The 20,408-nt window shown below is 69.4% G+C and carries 22 protein-coding genes and 1 rRNA gene; 7 read left to right on the top strand and 16 right to left on the bottom strand.

Annotated features, from left to right (window positions below; translation table 11 throughout):
- Positions 1-317, bottom strand: a 16S ribosomal RNA gene (locus KOI35_RS25510); the annotation flags it as partial.
- Between the two features lie 533 nt (positions 318-850).
- Between KOI35_RS25510 and KOI35_RS25505 the strand changes: the two genes are divergently transcribed.
- The gene (locus KOI35_RS25505) at positions 851-1,990 is read left to right on the top strand and encodes a Fic family protein (protein ID WP_215790793.1); all 1,140 of its coding nucleotides are present in this window, start codon (positions 851-853) and stop codon (positions 1,988-1,990) included.
- Positions 1,991-2,009: 19 nt separating this feature from the next.
- On the opposite strand, the gene tyrS is transcribed toward KOI35_RS25505, so the two are convergent.
- Complete coding sequence (gene tyrS, locus KOI35_RS25500) at positions 2,010-3,266, bottom strand: tyrosine--tRNA ligase (protein ID WP_308121146.1); 1,257 nt, start codon at positions 3,264-3,266, stop codon at positions 2,010-2,012.
- An 84-nt stretch (positions 3,267-3,350) separates the two neighbouring features.
- Between tyrS and KOI35_RS25495 the strand changes: the two genes are divergently transcribed.
- The gene (locus KOI35_RS25495) at positions 3,351-4,106 is read left to right on the top strand and encodes a polyphosphate kinase 2 family protein (protein ID WP_215790789.1); all 756 of its coding nucleotides are present in this window, start codon (positions 3,351-3,353) and stop codon (positions 4,104-4,106) included.
- Here KOI35_RS25495 and KOI35_RS25490 read toward each other — a convergent pair.
- The 3 genes from KOI35_RS25490 to KOI35_RS25480 are packed head-to-tail and all read right to left on the bottom strand — an operon-like array spanning position 4,088 to position 5,882.
- Complete coding sequence (locus tag KOI35_RS25490; RefSeq protein ID WP_215790788.1) at positions 4,088-4,741, bottom strand: adenylate kinase family protein; 654 nt, start codon at positions 4,739-4,741, stop codon at positions 4,088-4,090. The two genes, KOI35_RS25495 and KOI35_RS25490, sit on opposite strands and share 19 nt — an antisense overlap.
- Positions 4,742-4,751: 10 nt before the next feature.
- Positions 4,752-5,345: a hypothetical protein gene (locus KOI35_RS25485; RefSeq protein ID WP_215790786.1), complete on the bottom strand. Its 594-nt coding sequence runs from the start codon at positions 5,343-5,345 to the stop codon at positions 4,752-4,754.
- A gap of 57 nt (positions 5,346-5,402) precedes the next feature.
- Positions 5,403-5,882, bottom strand: a complete 480-nt coding sequence (locus KOI35_RS25480) for a type II toxin-antitoxin system PemK/MazF family toxin (RefSeq protein WP_215790784.1) — start codon at positions 5,880-5,882, stop codon at positions 5,403-5,405.
- Positions 5,883-5,900: 18 nt separating this feature from the next.
- Between KOI35_RS25480 and KOI35_RS25475 the strand changes: the two genes are divergently transcribed.
- A complete protein-coding gene (locus tag KOI35_RS25475; protein ID WP_215790782.1) occupies positions 5,901-6,482 on the top strand; it encodes a nucleotidyltransferase domain-containing protein in 582 nt (193 codons plus the stop codon).
- A gap of 6 nt (positions 6,483-6,488) precedes the next feature.
- Here KOI35_RS25475 and KOI35_RS25470 read toward each other — a convergent pair whose 3' ends face one another.
- Positions 6,489-7,211 carry a CAP domain-containing protein gene (locus tag KOI35_RS25470; protein WP_215790780.1) on the bottom strand — a complete coding sequence of 241 codons (723 nt, stop codon included), beginning with the start codon at positions 7,209-7,211 and terminating at the stop codon, positions 6,489-6,491.
- Between the two features lie 96 nt (positions 7,212-7,307).
- Positions 7,308-8,036, bottom strand: coding sequence for a hypothetical protein (locus KOI35_RS25465; protein ID WP_246613659.1), 729 nt, complete (start codon positions 8,034-8,036; stop codon positions 7,308-7,310).
- Positions 8,037-8,129: 93 nt separating this feature from the next.
- Here KOI35_RS25465 and KOI35_RS47610 point away from each other — a divergent pair, with 93 nt between their 5' ends.
- Together KOI35_RS47610 and KOI35_RS25455 are read left to right on the top strand one after the other, a co-directional pair.
- Positions 8,130-8,750: a DNA-3-methyladenine glycosylase gene (locus KOI35_RS47610; protein ID WP_308121145.1), complete on the top strand. Its 621-nt coding sequence runs from the start codon at positions 8,130-8,132 to the stop codon at positions 8,748-8,750.
- Positions 8,751-8,761: 11 nt separating this feature from the next.
- Entirely contained in the window at positions 8,762-9,316 is a 555-nt protein-coding gene (locus KOI35_RS25455; RefSeq protein ID WP_215790774.1) for a hypothetical protein, read from the top strand.
- A 42-nt stretch (positions 9,317-9,358) separates the two neighbouring features.
- On the opposite strand, the gene KOI35_RS25450 is transcribed toward KOI35_RS25455, so the two are convergent.
- From KOI35_RS25450 to KOI35_RS25430, 5 genes are read right to left on the bottom strand one after another with little or no spacing between them, the layout of a single operon-like run.
- Positions 9,359-10,159: an ABC transporter permease gene (locus KOI35_RS25450; RefSeq protein WP_308121144.1), complete on the bottom strand. Its 801-nt coding sequence runs from the start codon at positions 10,157-10,159 to the stop codon at positions 9,359-9,361.
- A complete protein-coding gene (locus tag KOI35_RS25445; RefSeq protein WP_215790772.1) occupies positions 10,156-10,998 on the bottom strand; it encodes an ABC transporter permease in 843 nt (280 codons plus the stop codon). The genes KOI35_RS25450 and KOI35_RS25445 overlap by 4 nt, the downstream gene beginning before the upstream one ends.
- On the bottom strand, positions 10,977-12,176 hold the full coding sequence (locus tag KOI35_RS25440) for an ABC transporter substrate-binding protein (RefSeq protein WP_246613658.1): 1,200 nt from the start codon (positions 12,174-12,176) through the stop codon (positions 10,977-10,979). Before KOI35_RS25440 ends, KOI35_RS25445 begins: the two co-directional genes overlap by 22 nt.
- Positions 12,166-13,182 carry an ABC transporter ATP-binding protein gene (locus KOI35_RS25435; RefSeq protein ID WP_215790770.1) on the bottom strand — a complete coding sequence of 339 codons (1,017 nt, stop codon included), beginning with the start codon at positions 13,180-13,182 and terminating at the stop codon, positions 12,166-12,168. Before KOI35_RS25435 ends, KOI35_RS25440 begins: the two co-directional genes overlap by 11 nt.
- A complete protein-coding gene (locus KOI35_RS25430) occupies positions 13,179-14,522 on the bottom strand; it encodes an aldehyde dehydrogenase family protein (protein ID WP_215790768.1) in 1,344 nt (447 codons plus the stop codon). The genes KOI35_RS25435 and KOI35_RS25430 overlap by 4 nt, the downstream gene beginning before the upstream one ends.
- 154 nt (positions 14,523-14,676) lie before the next feature.
- Here KOI35_RS25430 and KOI35_RS25425 point away from each other — a divergent pair, with 154 nt between their 5' ends.
- A complete protein-coding gene (locus KOI35_RS25425; RefSeq protein ID WP_215790766.1) occupies positions 14,677-16,119 on the top strand; it encodes a PucR family transcriptional regulator in 1,443 nt (480 codons plus the stop codon).
- Positions 16,120-16,159: 40 nt separating this feature from the next.
- Here KOI35_RS25425 and KOI35_RS25420 read toward each other — a convergent pair whose 3' ends face one another.
- Both KOI35_RS25420 and KOI35_RS25415 read right to left on the bottom strand, forming a co-directional pair.
- Positions 16,160-17,362 carry a hypothetical protein gene (locus KOI35_RS25420; RefSeq protein ID WP_215790764.1) on the bottom strand — a complete coding sequence of 401 codons (1,203 nt, stop codon included), beginning with the start codon at positions 17,360-17,362 and terminating at the stop codon, positions 16,160-16,162.
- 36 nt (positions 17,363-17,398) lie between these two features.
- A complete protein-coding gene (locus KOI35_RS25415) occupies positions 17,399-17,917 on the bottom strand; it encodes a GNAT family N-acetyltransferase (RefSeq protein ID WP_215790762.1) in 519 nt (172 codons plus the stop codon).
- Positions 17,918-18,186: 269 nt separating this feature from the next.
- On the opposite strand from KOI35_RS25415, the gene KOI35_RS25410 reads away from it, so the two are divergent.
- Positions 18,187-19,008 carry an NAD(P)H-binding protein gene (locus KOI35_RS25410; protein WP_215790760.1) on the top strand — a complete coding sequence of 274 codons (822 nt, stop codon included), beginning with the start codon at positions 18,187-18,189 and terminating at the stop codon, positions 19,006-19,008.
- A gap of 24 nt (positions 19,009-19,032) precedes the next feature.
- On the opposite strand, the gene KOI35_RS25405 is transcribed toward KOI35_RS25410, so the two are convergent.
- Both KOI35_RS25405 and KOI35_RS25400 read right to left on the bottom strand, forming a co-directional pair.
- Positions 19,033-20,007, bottom strand: coding sequence for a permease prefix domain 1-containing protein (locus KOI35_RS25405; protein ID WP_215790759.1), 975 nt, complete (start codon positions 20,005-20,007; stop codon positions 19,033-19,035).
- 5 nt (positions 20,008-20,012) lie between these two features.
- Positions 20,013-20,357 (bottom strand): PadR family transcriptional regulator, encoded by a 345-nt coding sequence (locus KOI35_RS25400; RefSeq protein WP_215790757.1) that lies wholly within the window; start codon positions 20,355-20,357, stop codon positions 20,013-20,015.
- Positions 20,358-20,408: the final 51 nt, after the last annotated feature.

Below are 20,408 nucleotides of genomic sequence, written 5' to 3'. Positions count from 1 at the left end.
TCAGTCCCAGTGTGGCCGGTCGCCCTCTCAGGCCGGCTACCCGTCGTCGCCTTGGTAGGCCATCACCCCACCAACAAGCTGATAGGCCGCGAGCCCATCCCAGACCGAAAAACTTTCCACACAGACCTCATGCGAAGCTGTGTCGTATTCGGTATTAGCCCCCGTTTCCGAGGGTTATCCCAAAGTCCAGGGCAGGTTACTCACGTGTTACTCACCCGTTCGCCGCTCGAGTACCCCGAAGGGCCTTTCCGCTCGACTTGCATGTGTTAAGCACGCCGCCAGCGTTCGTCCTGAGCCAGGATCAAACTCTCCAACAAAAACTGTGGAAAAGCGTCCCGGCAGTTAAACAACTGCCAAAGGAATCTCCCACCGACATCCCCATCCCGAAGAATAGGCAAGCCGGCCGGGGTATTACTTAATTGGCACTGGCTTATCAAGCACCCTGTTGAGTTCTCAAAGAACAACCACACCCGGCTGACCGCTCCGGGGCACTTCCAAAACTTTACCCGGGCTTTTCCTTACCGTCAAATCCCGGAAATTTCCGAGAAATGCGATCCGAAACTGCTCGAGCCCGCAGAAATTTACACCAGCTATTGCTGAAGCATTTCTCTGGGGTCCTCCAGGACGGCCGCGCCGGCTCTCCGAAGAGTTCCGCTCGCTCGCCCGTCTCCCTGGCGGCTCGGAAAACATTACCCGGTGTTCCCCGAACCGCCAAATCGACCCCCCATGGTGTGCATCACCCCAGGTCGCGGACGCGAGGGCTCCCGGCGACGACACGGAGCGCTACATGGGGCACACAATCCTCATGCTCCCCGAGGCTCTGATGCTACTTCTCCTGTAGCATCAGAGCATGTTGTACGCCATGCCGGAGCTCGAGGCCGAGGATCACCGGGTGCTGAACGAGCTGGGCTCCATGCGTGCCGAGCTGCGCGCCCAACTGCGCTCGAAGCCGCGCTGGGAGGGGCAACTGCGGCGCAGCCTCTTCGCGGCGGCGATCCAAGGGTCCAACACCATCGAGAACATCACCATCAGCAGCGCGGACGCGCGGGCTCTGGTGGAACACGCCCCCATGTCGGCCGAAGCCGGCGAGGAGACGCAGCAGGCCGTCATCGGCTACCGGGACGCCATGACCTACGTGCAGCAGGCACCGCTGATGGAGTTCTTCGAGTATTCGGAGACACTGCTCTCGGCCCTGCACTTCATGATCACGAAATATCAGTCGGCGAAGTGGCCGGGCCGCTACCGCGCGGACGGGATCTACGTTTCCAGCGGGGATCCGTTGGAGCCGGCCTACACCGGTCCTGACCCGGACCACGTTCCCGGGCTCATGCGCGAACTGGTCGACTGGCTGCGGGACGGAGACCTCGACGCTCCGGCCTACGCACGAGCGGCGATGGCCCATCTCAACGTGGTGAGCATCCATCCGTGGCGGGACGGCAACGGGCGTACCGCACGGGCGCTCCACACGCTAGTGCTCACCCGGGATGGGGAGCTGGCTCCGGAGTTCTCCTCGATCGAGGAGTGGCTGGGCGAACAGACCAACACCGTCCGCTATTACGAAGCCCTCCGGGCCGTGCAGCAGGGCGCCTTCCATCCGGAACGAGACGCTCACTCGTGGCTCAAGTTCGTCTTCGCGGCGCACCATCGCCAGGCCCAGCGGGTCAAGCGACGCTACGACTGGACCGTGCGGCTGTGGGAAGAACTGGCCCGCTTGGCCGAGGAGCACGGTTTCCCGGAACGCACAGTCGCCGCGCTCTACGGCGCCGCCGTCGGTGAAGTCCGGCGCACGACCTATCAGCAGGACGAGGGCCTCAGCCGCGACCAAGCCATCCGCGACATCCAGGCGTTGTCCCGCGCGGGACTGCTGGCGCCCCGGGGGAACGCGACCACTCGGGTCTACGTGCTCGACGGCGCGGCTACCGAGATCGCCCGCGCCGCTGCCGCTTCGGTGCGTAGCCCGGGACGCGACCCGTACGCGATCAGCGGCTGATCGCGTACGGGTCGGGCCCTCACGCCGTGTACTCGACGCCGGCGAAGGTTCGCTTTCCGCGACGCAGCACGAGGAACTGGCCGTGCAGCAGTGCGTCGGCCGTGGGCACGGCCTCGCCGTCGGTGATGCGCTCGTTGTTCACGTAGGCACCACCCTCGTTGATCGTGCGCCGTGCCTCGTTCGCGCTCGCGACCAGGCCCGTCTCTTTGAGCAGGGTCGCGTAGTTCGGCATCTCCCCGCGTACGGAAAGAAGGCCGGCCTCGCCCAGGGCTGCCCGCAGGGTGTCGGATGACAGCTCGTCGAGCGAACCACGGCCGAACAGGGCCTGCGAGGCCGCGATGGCCTGGGCCGCCTCGGCGGGGCCGTGGACCAGGGCGGTGATCTCTTCGGCCAGCGCGCGCTGGGCCAGACGCGCCTGGGGGCGGTCGGCCGTGGCCTTCTCCAGCTCCTCGAGTTCCTCGCGGCTCTTGAAGCTGAAGTAGCGCAGGTAGTTGTTGACGTCGCGATCGTCCGCGTTGATCCAGAACTGGTAGAACGCGTACGGGGAAGTCATCTCGGGGTCGAGCCAGACGGCGCCGCCCTCGGTCTTGCCGAACTTGGTGCCGTCGGCCTTGAGCACGAGCGGGGTGACGAAGGCGTGCACCGGGCCGGCCCCGCGACGGCGTACGAAATCGACGCCCGCGGTGATGTTGCCCCACTGGTCGGAGCCGCCGAACTGCAGCGCGCAGCCGTGCCGCACGTGCAGCTGGTAGAAGTCGTTGGACTGGAGCAGCTGGTAGCTGAACTCGGTGAAGCTGATGCCGCTCTCGAGCCGGTTGCGCACCACGTCGCGGGCCAGCATCTTGTTGACCGGGAAGTGCTTGCCGACGTCGCGCAGGAACTCGATGACCGAGGTCGGGCCGGTCCAGTCCAGGTTGTTGACCATGGTGGCGGCGCTGTCTCCCTCGTATGTGACGAAGGGCGCCAGCTGGTTGCGGATGCGCTCGACCCAGCCGCTGACCACCTCGGGCGGGTTGAGGCTGCGCTCGCTGGACTCGCGGGGGTCACCGATCTGGCCGGTGGCGCCACCCACCAGCAGCAGAGGGCGGTGCCCGGCCTGCTGGAGCCGGCGGGCGGTGCAGACCTGCATGAGGTGACCGCAGTGCAGCGACGCGGCGGTGGGGTCGAAGCCCACATAGAACGTGATCGGGTCGCCGGAGAGTGCTGCGGCCAGGGCGGCCGGGTCGGTCGAGTCCTGGATCAGTCCACGCCATGTCAGGTCGTCTACGAGAGTCACCGGCAAATTGTCTCGCACCCGGTCCGAGCCGGGACACCGGGTTTCGGCGGTGCGGAAATCCCCGCAACGGACCATGCTGTACGGATGAGTCGCCTAGGCAGCGGTGATCCGCCGATCGAGATCTCGAAGAAGAAGGCCGTGGCCCGTCTCGAGGAGGCGCAGCAACGTCTGTTGCGGCTGCGTCTGCTGCTCGGCGGGCAGATCGGTGAGAAGAAGATCGGTCCGCCGTTGTGCTGCGTGTTCGAGGGCTGGGACGCGTCCGGCAAGGGCGGGGCCATCAAACGCCTGGTCGCGCCGCTCGACCCGCGTTTCGTGCGGGTGTCGCAGTTCGCGGCGCCGACCTACGACGAGAAGCGGCACCATTTCCTCTGGCGGTTCTGGCCCAAGCTGCCGGGCTGGGGTGGCATGGCCGTCTTCGACCGGTCCTGGTACGGCCGTGTGCTGGTCGAACGCGTCGAGGGGTTCGCGACCAAGGAGCAGTGGTCGCGCGCCTACAACGAGATCGTCGAGTTCGAGCGGACCCTCGTGCACGAGGGCATGATCATGGCCAAGTTCTGGATCCACGTCTCCCCCGAGGAGCAGCTGCGCCGGTTCGAGGACAGGGCGAACGACCCGCTGCGGCAGTGGAAGCTGACCGACGAGGACTGGCGTAACCGGGACAAGCGGCCCGCGTACGAGGCGGCGATCGAGGAGATGCTCGAGCGGACCGACCCGACGTGGGCGCCCTGGCATGTCATCCCCGGCAACGACAAGCACTACGCCCGGTTCGCCGTGGTCGAGGCCGTGTGCGAGGCGATCGAGGCGGAGTTGAAGAAGCGCGGTCAGGAAGCGGGTTTGTAGGGCGGCAGGCCCAGCGTGTCGCGGATGGACTGCTGCACCTGGTCGACCCCGGGCCGGGCGTCGATGTCGTGGACCACCTCTTTGCGGCCGAAGAGCTCGAGCACCGGTCGCGTCTTCTCGTGGTAGTCGCGCAGCCGGGCCTCGAGCGCCTCGGGCGTGTCGTCGTCGCGGGTGATCAGCTCGTGGCCGCAGATGTCGCAGCGGCCCTCGACGCGGGGCCGGTCGGCGATCAGGTTGTAGTCCATCCCGCAGTTCGGGCACAGGCGCCGGCTGAGCACGCGGCGGCGCACCTCGGGGTCGGGCAGCTCGAGGTGGATCACGGCGTCGATGTCGTAGCTCTCCATGAAGAACTCGGCCTGCCGCCCGTTGCGGGGGAAGCCGTCGACGACGAAGCCGTAGTTCCAGTCGTGGTGGTCGAGGCGTTCCCGCACGACCGACTCGACCAGGTCGTCGCCGACCAGTTCGCCGGCCGCCATCGTCCGTTTGACCTGGGCGCCGAGTTTCGTGTGGTTCTGCACGTTCCACCGGAAGATGTCGCCGACGGAGATGTGCACGAGGTCGAGGTCGGTGCAGAGGAGTTCGCTCTGGGTGCCCTTGCCGCTGCCTTGCACTCCCATGATCACGAACTTGCGCATGTGGACCCTCTCAGTCGGCCGCGCCGATGCGCAGCGGGCCGGGCGCCCGGCGCCCGGTCAGAGTGGTGGGATCAATGCTCCAGGCGTTGGCCACGGCGAGCACGTCTTTTTCACCCACCAGGACGGTGGTCTCGTCATCCAGGACGCCGGGTAGTCCGGCGTCGCGTTCGGCCGGGTCGGGCTCGCCGTGCCACGACGTGACCTCACCGGTCTGACCGACATACCCGAAAGCGCGGATCAGCTCACCCTCGGCCGCGCGCTGCCAGCGGTGCAGTTCGGTGACCCGGTGGGTGGCGAAGAACTGGACCTCGGTGCCGAGCGTGGCCGAGAGACCGACGACGTCGACCGGGACGCCCGGCTGGAGCAGGCGACGGCCGGTGGCCAGCACCCAGACGTGGTCGCGGGCGCCGGGCAACGGCGGGGTCACCGCCACCCGGTCGTCGGTCAGGTGGGCCAGGTCGATGCCGTCACGCCACGGCACCTCGCCGAGATCGCGCAGCCCGAGGGCGGCGATCACACCGGCGGCGAGGTCGTCGCGACCGTCGGCCCGGACGGCGAGCCACGCTTGCTTGCCGCCGAAACCGACCATTACGTCCGTATCCATGACCCCAACGCTATCCGGTTGACGCGGGGCACTGTCCAATCAAGGTCAACCAGCCGGTCAGCGCCAGCCGTAGTCGTCGCGCAGCCGGGCGGCGATCGTGTCGAAGCGGCCGCGGTCGAGGATGGCGCCCTCGCGGCGGATACCGTCGGCGTCGACCTCGATCACCCGGTCGAGGCGGACCCAGCTCGGGCGGGACTCGCGGTCCCACGCGCCGTCGCCGAGCGCCAGCCAGTTGCGCTGGCCGTCGCGGTCGCTCTGGGACGAGAGCATGAGCGCCAGGACGTCCGGACCGTCGCGGCCGACGACCAGCACCGGCCGGTCCTTGCCCTGGGAGGCGTCCTCCTCGTAGGGCACCCAGGTCCACACGACCTCGCCCGGGTCGGCGTCGCCGTCGAGGTTGGGCGCGTATTCGATCACGCGGCCACGGTCACCGGTGGGAACGTGCCGGGTCGGCCGCGGCTGCCGGGGAACCGTGGGGGTGGGCGCCGGCCTGGAGGGGAGAACCCGGCTGAGGAGGGACTTCAGAATCTTGGCCACGGCAGAACAATAGGCGGTATGACACCGGACATCGAAGCCTGGCAACCCTGGGAACCGCGGACGGTCGCCGAACGGCTGACCGGCGTGGGCGTTCCCTGGTACGTGGCCGGCGGCTGGGCGGTCGACCTGCACCTGGGCGAGACGACCCGCGAGCACGACGACCTCGAGATCGGGGTGCCGCGCGGGCGGTTCGAGCCGATCGCGGGGCGCTTCCCCGAGCTGGCGTTCTACGTCGCCGGTGACGGAGTGGTGCAGCCCGCGACCCCGGCCGCGCTGGACGAGCACTACCAGACCTGGGCGTACGACCCGGCGGCCGAGGCGTGGCGGTTCGACGTGTTCCGCGAACCGCACGACGGTGACACGTGGATCTCCCGACGGGACGCGAGCCTGCGACGCCCGTACGGGGAAATGGTGTTGGCAAGCCCGGACGGGATCCCCTACCTCAGCCCCGACGTGGTGTTGCTCTTCAAGGCCAAGCATCAGCGGCCGAAGGACGAGCAGGACTACGCCGCGCTTTCGCCCCGGCTCACCCACGGGCAGCGGGAATGGCTGAACAAAGCGCTGGAAATTGTGCACCCGGGGCACACATGGATCAGGTGAACACCATCAGTTGACGAAGTCCTGAACCATCCAGGTCACGCCCTTGCTGTCGCGGACGATGCTCAGGCCGATCCGCTTCAGGCCCGGGTTGAGCAGATTCTTGCGGTGGCCGTCGTTCGGGGGCTTCTCGGCCAGCATGCTGTCGGTCAGGCCGTTGGCCGCCTGGATCTTGGCCGCGTCGCTGGCGTCGCTCGAGCCGTAGCCGATGTTCTCGGCCGCGCCGGTCCACTTCACGCCCTGTGCGCTGAACCGGTCGCCGATGCCGCCCTCGCCCTTGCACTGGTGCGACAGGCCGCAGCCGTCGATCATCAGCTGGGTGTGCAGCGCGGCGGCCCGGGACAGTTTGGCGTCGAGGGTGAGCGGGGCCAGTCCCTCGTCCTTGCGGGCGGCGTTGATGTGGGCCAGCACCTGCTCACTGACCGAGCCGCTGGTCGACGGCGGGGCCGGAGGCTTGGTGGGGGCCGTCGTCTTCTTCTTCGACGGTTTGGGCGACGGCGCCTTCGACTTGGGGGTTGAAGAGGGTGCCGCCGAGTGCGTCGGGGACGGGGGCGGCGCCGACGATGTCGTGGGGACCACCGGCAGGGCCAGCTGCTCCGAGGCCTGGTCGACCGCCGTCTCGGTGTGGCCACCCTTGGTGATCCCGGCGACGGTGAAGCCGCTCCCGATCACCACGGCGGTGGCTCCGGCCACCAGCGTGTAACGGAATCGGGCGGCTGCGGACAGCGACACGGGAAGGTCACCTCGGGATCAGGGGGACAACGCGTGCTCACTATGCGTCGCATCCGGGGATTTACCGGCCCGGCTAAGGATTCCTTAAGATTCGGATCACTCAGATCTAAAGATCGCGGCCAGCCCGCGCGCCACCGTCACCAGTTCGGCCGAGCGGGCCTGCGCGGCCCGGGCGCGGTCGAGCGTCGCCTGGAAGCGGTGCGGCGGGCGCCGGGGGCCTCCGGTGCGGCGTTTTATCCCGTACGCGACCAGCAGTTCCCGCACCGCCTCGGCGCTCACCCCGACCGGCCGGGCGATCTGCGCACAGCTCAGTCCCCGCTCGACGTACAGCCGCAGCAGTTTGTCGCGGGTCAGCAACCGGCGCAGCCGGGGCACCGGGCCGGGCCGCCCGGTCGACAGCCGGTAGCGGGCGAGCCGGTAGCGCACCTGCCGGACGGTGGTGCCGGTCAGCGCGGCGACCTGGCCTGCGCTGAAGCCCTCACGCACCACCCAGTCGCGCAGCAGATGCTCGGGCAGCGGGTCGTCGTCCGAGCCGACGAAGAAGTAGCTGCGGTCGGGCACCACGACGGCCGCGGTCACCAGGCGTTCGCGGACGGCGTCGGCTTCCAGCCCGGTCTCGACCGCGATCCACGACGCCAGCATGCCCGCGCGCCAGAACCCGATCAGGCGGTCCTGCGAGATGATCGGCCCGCCGGCCGTGATGCCGTAGCGGCGCAGCCAGCCGTAGCCGGCGGCACGGCTGAGCCCGAGCTTCGACCCGACCTCGGTGGCCGGGAGGTGGTCGCGGAGCACCCATCGCTGCAGCAGGTCCGGGTCGGGACGCATGCCCTCATTCTGGCCCGATGCCGCGCTGTGCGGCAGTTGTCTCCCGCCTTTGCCGCGCTGTGCGGGTATTTGCGCGTGTGCTTCGCTGTACGCGTGCACGAATCCTGGCTCGATCGTCCGGCCACCGAGGTGGATCTCGTCGCCCGGGAACTGCTCGGCCGGCGGGTCACGGCCAACGGGGTCACGCTGCGGCTCACCGAGGTCGAGGCGTACAGCGGGCTCGGCGAAGATCCGGCGTCGCACGCGCACCGCGGGATGACCAGCCGCAACGAGGTCATGTTCGGCCCGGCCGGATTCCTCTACGTCTATCAGATCTACGGCATGTACTTCTGCGCCAACCTCGTCTGCGGCGAGGAGGGTCGCGCGGCCGCCGTGCTGCTGCGGGCCGGCGAGGTGATCGAGGGTTTCCCGTACGCCCGGGAGCGCCGGCCCGCCGCCCGTAAGGATCACGATCTCGCGTCCGGCCCGGGTAAACTCATGCAGGTGCTCGCGCTCGACCGCGGCGCCAACGGCACGTCGGTCATCGACGGGACCGGGCCCCTCACGCTCCGGGCCGGCGACCGGAAGCCCGGCCCGATCGAGGCCGGCCCCCGCGTCGGTGTGACGTCGGCCCACGACGTGGCCTGGCGGTTCTGGATCCGGGACGATCCGACGGTCAGCGTCTACCGGCGGCATTCTCCGAAACGGCGACGGCCGGACGCTCCCGGCCGATAACGTCCGACCTGATGATTCCGCAGCGGTGGTTGATCGTGTCGAGCGCGATGTGTTCGGCCGGCCTGCTCTGGTCGGTCGCGCTCATCGGCGCCCTGCTGGCCGGTGTGCGCCTGGTGCCGACCCCGGTCGCGGTGGCGGTCGCGGCCGTCCTGACCGTGCCCGGAGTGATCGCCGGGGTGATCGGCAACCGGTGGTACTACCGGACCACGCGTCCCCGCGCGCGCTGGAGCCTGACCTCGTGGGTGCCGCCGCACGTGCCGCACTGGGCGAGCATGCTGGCCGGCGTCTTCTTCTTCGGGTTCTGGCTGGCCGTGGTGGTGGCGTTCGCCGGTCTGGACGGCAACGCCGAGATGCGCGACGGCCAGTACGTGCTGACTGACAACGGGCGGACGACCGTGGTGACCCAGGCCGACTACGACCGGCAGCGTGATCTCGAGCAGCAGATCTCGCTCGGTGTGGTGGGTGCGCTGGCCGTGGGCGGGGTGTTCATGACCGGCGCCGTGCTGACCCACCATGCCGCGCCCCAGCCGACCGAGACCCAGTCGGCGGGTCAGGCACTGGCATAAGATCAACTTCCTTCCCGCGTACGGGGGAAGGCGCTTTTGACGTCATGTCCGGCTCGCCCCGGCTTCCGGCCCGGCTACGCGCTGCGCCAGCCACACCGGCAGCACGGAGAGCACGATCAGCACGGCCGCCACGACGTTGACGACCGGCGCCTGGTTCGGCCGGAACAGGTTGTTGAAGATCCAGATCGGGAGCGTCTGGATGCCCGGACCCGCGGTGAACGTGGTCACGATGATCTCGTCGAAGGACAGCGCGAACGCCAGCAGCCCGCCCGCCAGCAGGGCCGAGCGGATCATCGGGAACGTGATGTAGCGGAACGTCTGGCCGGGCCGGGCGCCCAGGTCGGCCGACGCCTCCTCGAGCGAGATCCCGCTGCGGCGCAACCGGGCCAGCACGTTGTTGTAGACGGTGACCACGCAGAACGTGGCGTGCCCGACGATCACCGAGAACAGGCCTTTGCCCAGCCCGAGCGGCTCGATCACCGAGCGCCACGCGCTGTCCAGGGCGATGCCGGTGACGATGCCGGGCAGCGCGATCGGCAGCACGATCAGCAGCGAAACGGTGTCGCGGCCGAAGAACTTGAAGCGCTGCACGGCGAACGCGACCATCGTGCCCAGCACCAGCGCGATCGCGGTGGCGCCGAGGCCGGCCTTGACCGAGGTCCACAGGGCGTCCCGGGCGCCACCGTTGTTCCAGGCCGCCGTCCACCAGCGGGTCGTGAAGTCGTGGGGCGGCCAGCCGAACGTCCGGTCGCCGTTGAACGAGTTGACCAGCACGAGCAGCAGCGGCACATAGATGAAGAGCAGGCCGAGCGCCATCACCACCCGGAGAACCCAGCGCGTCACAGCTCCTCCAGGGCGCCCGAGCGGCGGACCGCGGTCAGGTAGACGACCATGATGATCACCGGCACGCACGCGATGGCCGCGGCGAACGGCAGGTTGTTGGCCGCGCCGACGTTGGCGTAGACCAGGTTGCCGATGAGCTGGGACTTGCCGCCGACGATCTGCACGGTGATGTAGTCGCCGAGCGACAGCGAGAAGGTGAAGATCGAGCCGGCGAAGATCGACGGGATCAGGATCGGCAGCACCACCCCACGGAACGTCCGGCCGCCCCGGGCGCCGAGGTCGGCCGACGCCTCGAGCAGCGAGTCGGGCAGCCGTTCGAGGCCGGCGTAGATCGGCAGGATCATGTAGGGCAGCCACAGGTAGGTGAGCACGATGACCACGGCGACCAGGCCGTACCCGGGCGTGCCGATCACGGAGTCGAGCGGCCCGTCGTTGGCCAGCAGCACCCGCCACGCGTACGCCTTGACCAGGTAGCTGGCCCAGAGCGGGGTCAGGATGGCGATCACCAGCCAGCCCCTCGTACGGGGTGAAGCGACCTTGGCCATGTAGAACGCCATCGGCAGCGCGAGCACGACGCAGATCACGGTGACCGCGACCGCCACTCCGACGCTGCGCAGCGTGACGTTGCGGTAGACCTCCTCGGTGGCGATGGTGCGGAAGTTCTGCAGCGAGAACTCCCGCACCACCTCGCCGGTGAAGCCGTTGACCGTCCAGAACGCGGACACCAGCAGCACGGCCAGCGCGCCCAGATAGGCGACGCCGAGCCAGAGCATGGGCGCCGAGAGCAGGGCGGCCAACTGCCACCGCCGGCGGCCGCCTAACCCTTGATCGTTGTCCACGCCTGGGTCCACGCCGCGTAGTCCTTGCAGGTCACATCGGTGCGACCGTCGACGCACTGGGCCAGCGGGGTGGTCCAGTACCAGACGTTGGAGAAGTAGGCCTCGTCCTCGGCGTGGAACGTCTTGCAGTGGTTCTTGTCGGCCGTCTCGGCGCAGGACAGCTTGTTGGCCGGCGCCTCGCCGAACCACTCGGCCACCCCGGCGTTGGCCTTGGGCGAGATGATGTGGTTCATCCACAGGTAGCCGCAGTTCGGGTGCTTGGCCTTGGACGAGATCATCCAGGTGTCGGACCAGCCGGTCGCCCCCTCGCTGGGCAGGATCGCCTCGACCGGCGCCTTGTCGGCCGCGGCCAGGTTGGCGATGACCTGCCAGGTGGTGCCGAGCACGGAGTCGCCGCTCTTGAAGGCCTGCACCTCCTTGGTGTAGTCCGACCAGTACTCGCCGATCAGCTTGTTCTGCTCGGTCAGCAGGTCGGTCGCGGCCTTGAACTGGGTGTCGTCGAGTGCGTACGGGTTCTTGATGCCGAGGTCGGGCTTGGTCTTCATGAGATAGAGCGCGGCGTCGGCGATGTAGATCGGCGAGTCGTACGCGGTGATCTTGCCTTTGTACGGCGAGTTGGCGTCGAACACCGCGCTCCACGAGGTCGGCGCGGGCTTGACGGTGTCGGTGCGGTACATCAGCAGGTTGGCGCCACGACCGTGCGGCACGCCGTAGGGCTGGTTGTTCACCGAGTTCCAGGCCTTGTCCTTGAGACCGTCGAACACGTCGGCGTAGTTCTTGATCAGGTCGGTGTTGACCGGGGCGACGTCACCGCCGTAGATCAGCCGCAGCGACGCGTCGCCCGAGGCCGAGACCACGTCGTACTCGCCGGTCTTCATCAGCGTGACCATCTCGTCCGAGGTGCCCGCGACCTTGGTGTTGACCTGGCAGCCGGTCTCCTTCTCGAAGTCCGACACCCAGTCGACCTTGGGGTCGGTCGAGCCGTCCTCGACGTAGCCGGCCCATGCGATGATGTTGACCGTGCCCTCGCCGGCCCCGAGCGACGCCAGCTTGTCGATCTTGGGGACGCTCAGCCCGCCCGGTCCCCCGCCGCTGCTGCTGTCGTCACCGCCGCCCCCGCAACCGGCGAGCACGAGCACACCCGCGGCCAGGATCGTCGTCAATGTTCTATGGCGCATGGTTCACTCCAATCTCGATCACGTGCTCGTCCTGCCACGTGAGCCGGACGCGTTTCCCCCGCATCTCCGACAAAGACTTGGTTCCCGTACGCCGGTTCTGCTCGACCACGACCATCCGCGCCCCCGCGTCCAGGTCCACCACGAACCGCGTGACCGGCCCCGCATAGATCACCTCGGCCACGACACCGTTGGCCGGTTCGCCCGCGGTCATCGTGATCTTCTCCGGGCGTACCGAGAACGTGCCCGCACGACCGAGCAACTGCTCCGCGGCGGCCCCGCTGAGCAGGTTGGACGTGCCGACGAAACCGGCCACGAACGAGGTCGCCGGATGGTCGTAGACCTCCTCGGGCGTGCCCACCTGGGCGATCCGGCCGGCGTCGAACACGGCCACCCGGTCGCTCATGGTCAGCGCCTCGTCCTGGTCGTGGGTGACGAAGACGAACGTGATGCCGACGTCGCGCTGGATCTGCTTGAGCTCGACCTGCATCTGCTCGCGCAGCTTGAGGTCGAGCGCGCCCAGAGGTTCGTCCAGCAGCAGCACCTTGGGCCGGTTGACCAGCGCACGGGCCAGGGCGACGCGCTGACGCTGGCCGCCGGACATCGCGCCGGGTCGCCGGTCCTTCAGGTGGCCGAGCCGGACCGCGTCCAGGGCCGCCTCGGCCCGCGTCCGCCGCTCCTTGCGCGCGACCTTGCGCACCTTCAGGCCGTACTCGACGTTCTCGATGACGTTCAGATGCGGGAACAGCGCGTAGTCCTGGAAGACCGTGTTCACATCCCGCTCGTACGGCGGCAGCTTCGTCACGTCACGGCCGCTGAGCGACACGGTTCCGGCCGTGGGCAGCTCGAACCCGGCGATCATGCGCAGCACCGTGGTCTTGCCCGAGCCGGACGGGCCGAGCATCGAGAAGAACTCGCCGTCGGCGATCTCGAGGTCGATCCCGGCCACGGCCTCGACCGGGCCGAACGACTTACGCAGTCCGGAGAGGGCGATCGCGTGTGTACTCATGGGCTCACCATCACGTACTTGAGATCGGTCATTTCCCGTACGGCGTGGGCCGGCCCGCGGTTCCCGTCGCCCGTCCCGCCGGGCACCTCGTTGACCACCACGCCGGAGAATCGCAGCTCGTGGGCGGCGCGCAGGGCAGCACCGAGGTCGGCGGTGAAGATGCCGGCCCGCAGTCCGAAGTCGCCGTCGTTGGCCAGCGCGATCGCCTCGGTCAGATCGGCGTACGGGGTCACCGTCACCACCGGGCCGGACACCTCCCGCCGATAGACGTCGAGGTGACGGGGCGGATCGGCGACCACGGCCGGGGTCATCAGCGCGTGGTCCACCGCGCCGCCGGTCACCACCGCCCCGGCGTCGCGGGCCGCCTCGAGCCAGCCGGCCACCCGGTCCGCCGCGGTGCCGCTGATGAGCGGGCCGACCTCGGTGTCCTCGGCCCGCGGGTCACCGGTCCGGAGCGAACCGGCGGTTTCGACGAGCGCCTCGAGCAACCGGCCGTACAGCGAACCGTGCACGAGGACGCGTTGCGTGTTCGCGAAGCCGCCGATTCTGATCGCGGCGATCACCCGTGGCACGTCGGCGTCGGCCTCGACGATCACCGGGCCGTGGGAGCCGAGCTCGAGCAGCACCCGTTTGCCCGGGGCGGCCTGCTGAATGCGCCGACCGACGCCGGCACTGCCGGTGAACGACACCACGGCCGGGCCGGGATGGCTGACCAGCGGCATCCCGGCGCCGGGGCCGGTGCCGGTGACCACCGAGATCCAGTCGGCGGGCAACCCGGCCTCGATCAGCAGGTCGACCAGGCGGATCGCCGAGACCGGGGTCGACCCGGCCGGTTTCAGCACCACCGGGCAGCCGGCCGCGATCGCCGGGCCCAGCTTGTGCGCGACCACATCGAGCGGAAACGTGAACGGGCTGATCGCGGCGACCACTCCGGCCGGGTGGCGCAGCGTGAAGCCGAGCCGTTCGCCCTCGACCGGCGCCATCTCGCCGGCCAGCGTCCGGGCCTCCACCGCCGAGAAGCGCAGCGTGCCGACGGCGCGCACAGTCTCGGTGCGGGCGTCGCGGATCGGCTTGCCCGCCTCACGCGCGATCGTGAGCGCGAACTCGTCGACGCGCTCCGCGAGCAGTCCGGCCGCGCACTCGAGCACCTCGGCCCGGCGGAACTGCGGGAAGTCGTCCCTGGACAGCGCGGTCCCGGCGGCCTCGACGGCGGCGGCGACATGCTCGGCGCTCAGCGCGGGGACGCGGGCGACGGCCGACCTGTCGTACGGGCTGCGGACGTCGATCCAGTCGTCGGCGCTGACCGGGTGCCCGCCGATGCGGGGCGTGAGCTGAAGCATCGGGCACCCCCTCAGCGACGTGTTGCAGGTCACGTTAGGGGCGGGAACTGATCTCCGTAAATGGACGGAAATCCAGTCCTTACGCGCGAGCGTTGTGCAGTCGTACAGTCAACTCTCAGGCTTCTCCCGTCTTCTCGGCTCTCGGGGCGGATCCATGACGCTGCGGTTGGCTGATGTGCTCGCCGATCCCGACCTGGGACTGCGGCTGGTCGACGGGGAACCGGCCGCCCTGAACCAGCCCGTACGGTGGTGCGCCGTCACCGAACTGGCCGACCCGCGCCCGTTCCTGGCCGGCGGCGAGCTCGTGCTGACGACCGGGCTGAGCCAGACCACCGTTTCGTCGCAACGGCAGTTCGTGGGCCGGGTCGCCGAGGGCCGCGCCGCCGGGCTCGGCTTCGGGGTCGGGCTCAGCCATCCCGCCATTCCGGACGCCACCCTGGCCGCGGCCCGCTCGCTGCGGCTGCCGGTGATCGAGATCCCGTACGCGACGCCGTTCATCGCGGTCGACCGGTTCGTGGCCGACCGGGTGCTCGAGGAACAGTACGGACGGTTCGCCGACCTGCTCGACGAGCACGACACCCTGGCCCGGGCACTGCTGTCCGGGCGCGGGCTCGGGGCGCTGATCGAGTCGCTGCACCAGATCCTGGGGGCGCCGGCGATGGTGCTCGACCTCTACGGGCGGGTGCTGGCCACGGCGCCGGTCAGCGCGGCCTGGCCGGTCGAGCAGATCCTGTCCGCGGCGCGGGCCGACGCGCTGACCGCGATCCCGGTCAGTGTGGAAAACACGGTGGTGGCCTACCTGTGCTGCCGCCGGCCCCGGCGATCGGCGGACGTGCTGCCGTACGCGGTCTCGCTCGTCGGTCTGGAACTGGCCCGCCGCCAGGCCGAACTGGCCGGCAGACGGCGACTGGCCGGCCAGGTGCTGGAAGACCTGGTGCGCGGCACGATCGGCGCGCCCGAGGCGGCCCGGCGGCTGGCCCCGTTCGGCATCCGCCCCGACGACGAACACGCCCTGATCGTGGCCACGGTGGACACCCCCGACCGGTTGATCTCGAGCCCGCCCCTCCCCTTCGCGACGACCGCCGTCCTCGACGACTGTCTGCTGGCCGTGCTCGAACCGGGCCGGCCCGCCCGCGAGGTGGCCCGGCAGTTGCAGGCCTATCTGGGCCGGCGCGGCGACGCGGTGCGCGTGGGCATCGGCGGCTGGTACACCGGAATGAACGGTTTGCGCTGGAGCTACTACGAGGCCCACGAGGCGATGACCCGCGGCCCCGGCATCAACGAACGCGAGCCGATGAGCCTGTCCGGCCTGCTGCTGGCCAGCGACGACGTGCCGCTGCGCGACCTGGCCCGCGACCTGCTGCGCCCGCTGTTCGACTTCGACGCCGCGCACGCCGGCTCCCTGGTCGCGACGCTGCGCGCCTACCTGGACGCGGACGGCTCGGTCACCACCGTCGCCGACCGCCTGATCGTGCACCGCAACACGGTCCGCTACCGCCTCGAGCAGATCGAGCGCCTGACCGGCCGCTCCTTGTCCCGCACCGCCGACCGGGTCCAGTTGTGGCTGGCGCTGGCCGCCGCCCGCTTCGACACCTAGCGAGCGCTGTTCGCTCGCCGCGGCTTCTCCGGTCGCTCCTTCAGTTGCTTTCTCCGGCCGCACCGGCGTCCGGGTCCTCGTCCACGTCTGTGCCCGGACCGTCTGCGGCCAGTTCCGGATCCTCGTCCACTTCCGCGCCCGGACCGTCTGCGGCCAGGTCAGGATCCGCGTGGAGCCCATCGCTGATCGCGCGGATGTGTTCCAGGGCCTCCTCGACCAGGTGATCGACGACCGCCCGCTCGCTGACGCCCAGCAGCACCTCGAGCGGGCGCGCGACGCCGAGCCGATCGAGTCGTTCCCGCCGCGCGGCGACAACTGCGGGGTCGTGCTGCCGGCCGCGCACCGACTCGTGAAACCGGCCGACCCAGAACGGGCTGGGCAGTCGCGCCGGATCGTTCCCCGCGCGGGCGTTGTCCGGGTCGCCCGGCGTCACCGCCCACTGTCTGGCGCTGTATCCGACCCAGAGCTGGTGCTCGCGGATGGTCACCTTCGTCCACACCGAGGAACCGCGATTCCACGGCGTGCTGACCCGATCGATACGAATGGAGTTGTCGGGCTGTCCCAGCCGGCGACGGATCTCCTCCACCATCAGCTCACCCACCCGGGCGGCCTGCCGAACGGTGCGGCCGGCCGAGACGTCGTTGACGTCCGCGCCGAAGGGGACGAAATCCGAAACGCCCTCGACCGCCGCCTCGAACGCGGCCAGTTCGCCGAACTTGCGGCCGTCGGGCCCGCTCACATCCTCGAGCAGGCGGCTCCACGACAGCACGAGCACGTCCCGGCCGTCCCGCCGGCCGCGGTGGATGCCGTCGACCTGTTCCAGCGGGACGTTCAGCTGCGCGGACGCGCCCGCGGCCAGCGCGGCGACCAGCGGCTTGCGCGTGACGAGCATCAGCAGTCCGCCCCCGGCCAGCTGATCGAAGTAGCGGGCGGCCTGATCGCCGGACGTGAGCGAGGAGTCGATCTTGGTCTCGATGATCGCGGACGGGAGCGTGCCCTGCGAGAGGAGGAAATCGCGCCGCGACGGCTTACCCGTCCCGGCGTCCACGGTGTGCGACTCGCGCTGAATATGACACGCCGAGAGATCGCGCCGGCCCAGGCGACCCACCGCCGCGAGGAACGCCACGCGCAGAGCGTGATCATCGCTCAGGAGCGCCATCAGAGTGTCGTTGGCGGCGTTCTCCGGGTGTCGTTGCGATCGCAGCAGATAGCGCAGGGCCCGGTAGGCGACGGCGTCCTCCATGCGGGCGACGCTACCAATCAGGCCGCCCGCCCACGGTCAGGACAGGGTGATCCAGTAGCGGCGTACGGGGCCGTGGCCGGTTTGCCAGATGGTGTCGAGGACGCCGCCGTTGTGTTCGATCGTGCGGGCCGAAGCGACGTTGCCGGCCAGGCACGGGATGAGGACGCGGTCGACGCCGAGGGCGGCTCGGGCCTCCGTCAGCATCTCGCCCAGCGCCCAACCGGCCAGGCCGCGTCGCCGGGCGGACGGCCGCACGCCGTAGCCGATGTGGCCGAGCTGGTTGTCGAACACGTGCCGCAAGGCGATTCCGCCCTGGATCCGTCCGTCCTCGACGATCCACCTCATCGTGGCGTGGGGGCCCGGCGGGCAGGGGGTGCCGGTGGGATGCGATCCGCGCAGGCGGCCGGCCACCCACGCGGCGAAACCCTCGGGCGATTCCACGTCGTCGTCCGGGCCCAGGCCGAAGCCGTCCTCGTGGAGGCCGGGGCCCCACTCGCGGTGGCAGTCGAGGAAGGCGGCGTGCAGACGGGTGGTCGGCGCGATGAGTTCAGGCATGTCGCCAACCTAGGCACACGCCGGGAACCGCTCTCCCCGACCGACCGCCGGAGCGGCCGAATCCGTACCGCCGAAGCGGTTTCTCGCAGGGGAGTACGAGCCCCTGTTCAAATGGATCCCACGTCGCTATCAGCCCACCCCAAAGACGCGATTCCCGTACGGACGATGCCGCGCGACGCGTTATCTGCGCCACAGCCGCGACGGACCCGGGGTCCGATGTGGTCGGCGACCACCCGGCGGGGCGGGGGTGGAATGCCTACCGTGGGTGGATGCGGATTCTGGTGCTGGGCGGGACGGGAAACGTCGGACGGGCGATCGTCGAGGCTGGGCTTGCGGAGGGGCATGAAGTCCGGGCGGTCTCGCGCAGTGGGCGTGGGCTGCCGCCGGGGGCGGAGGCGTACGTCGGGGACCTCGATGACGCGTCGAGCCTCACCAAAGCGCTCGACGGGGTGGAGGCGATGTTCACGCCGGCGGGGTACGGCGGGCTGGCCGAGACGCTTCAGCAGGCGGCAAGTGGTGACACCCGAAGGGTGGTGCTGTTGTCGTCCTCGTCGGCGCCGTCGGGGAGTCGCACCAACGCGGTGGCCCGGTATCACCTGGAGTCGGAGGATGCCGTACGGGCGTCGGGCCTGGGGTGGACTCTGCTGCGGCCGAACGCGTTCATGTCCAACACGCTGCGCTGGCGTGATCAGATCGCGGCGGGGGACATGGTTCGCGAGCCGTTCGGGGATGTCGCGCTGTCCGTGATCGATCCGGCCGATATCGCGGCGGTGGCGTTGCGGGCGCTGTCCACGGACGAGCACGACCACCAGGCGTACCGGCTGAGCGGTCCGGAGGCCCTGACCGCTCAGCAGCGGGCCGACATTCTCGGGGCGGCGATCGGGCGGCGGCTCACCGTGGAGGTGCCGTCGGACGAGGAGGCTCGCGAGGGACTGCCGGCGCAGTACGCCGATGCGTTCCACGAGTTCTATCGGGGCGGGCTGATCGACGAGACCACCGTGCACCCGACCGTCGAGCAGCTGCTGGGGCGGCCGCCGGCCACGTTCGCCGACTGGGTGCAACGCAACACGGAAAAGATGCGCCCCTCATAGCCGAGGGGCGCATCCGGTCGGGGGTCAGGCGTAGGTGTTGCCGCTGCCCGGGATCTTGGCCGGCAGGCCCTTACCGGCCTGCACGGTCTTGCGGGTCACGTCGCCGATGTCGTACGCGATGCTCAGGGCGACGCAGATCATCGTGGCCACCGAGATCCAGCCGGTCAGGTCGACCGGGACGTCGTTGAAGCCGGTGAACGCCGGGTTGAAGAAGTTGTCGCTGCCGAGCAGGTAGAGCAGGACGGCGGCGACGGCGAGGCCGTGCACAGCGTTGACGACCGCGATCGGACGGGTCCAGGTGCCGGCCCGGTAGACCCAGTAGGCCAGCAGGCCCTTCAGGACGACGAGCACGATGAGCACGGGCCACCAGAAGGACCAGTTCGCCGGGTCGAGCAGCGGCACCTCGGTGAACGCGAACTGCTGGAGCACCAGGAGCAGCACCAGGGTGGCCGGCCAGACCAGGTTGGCCGCGAGCTGGATCCGGCTGGGTGCGCCACGTTCGTACTTGGGAAGGTCTTTGGGGGTCCACGGGCGATTCAGGTCGTCCTTGCCCGCGCCGGTGCGCTCGATGATCCAGATGCCGAGCGTGCTCCAGAAGACCATCTGGGCGCCGACGTTGATGATCGTGCCGATCGCCGAGCCGATCACGTCGCCCACGGTGACGTCGCCGGACAGGATCTGCACGACCGCCACCACGATGACGACGATTGGCAGGACGGTGGTGAGCAGCATCAGCGTCAGCCGGCGCCACACCGGGTAGAGCTCGGGGCCGATCAGGTAGTTGGGCCGGCCGGCATAACTGTCGGCCAATCTGTCGGGATCGCCGAGTTCGAGCAGCGTGCGCTCGATCGCGGCCTCACGCGACTCGCCGGCCTCGAGACGGGCCTCGACCGCGTCTTCGATGGAGGCGCGCAGTTCGCGGTCGATGTCGGAGCGCTGCTGCTCGGGCACGCGGCGCAGGGCGGTGAAGACGTAGCGGTCGACGAGGTTCGTGGTCATTTTGTCTACTCCTTGACGGGGGTCGTCGAGAGGTCGGTGATGGCGTCGTCGAGACGCGCCCATTCGGTGCGCAGGGCGTCCGCGATCGCGTTTCCCTGCTCGGTGGTGGTGTAGAACTTCCGCGGCCGGGCCTCGTCGGTGTTCCACGAACTGGTCAGCAGCCCCTGTGCCTCGAGCCGGCGCAGCAGCGGATAGAGCGTGTTGGCCTCGACCTCGAAACCGGCCTCGCTCAGCGTCTCCAGCAGCGAATATCCGTACCCCGGGGCCCGCAGCACGGTGAGGCTGGCGACGACCACCGTGCCGCGGCGCAGCTCCTGCAAGTGGCTGGCTAGCGTCGCATCCGTTGTCATGCTCAACACGATACTGTGTCTCACACACTATGGCAACGGGATACACCAAAG

Origin of the sequence: Paractinoplanes bogorensis, from assembly GCF_018829635.1 — a bacterium.
GTDB classification, from domain to species: Bacteria; Actinomycetota; Actinomycetes; order Mycobacteriales; family Micromonosporaceae; genus Actinoplanes; species Actinoplanes bogorensis.
This window is presented reverse-complemented; position numbering and strand designations above follow the sequence as displayed.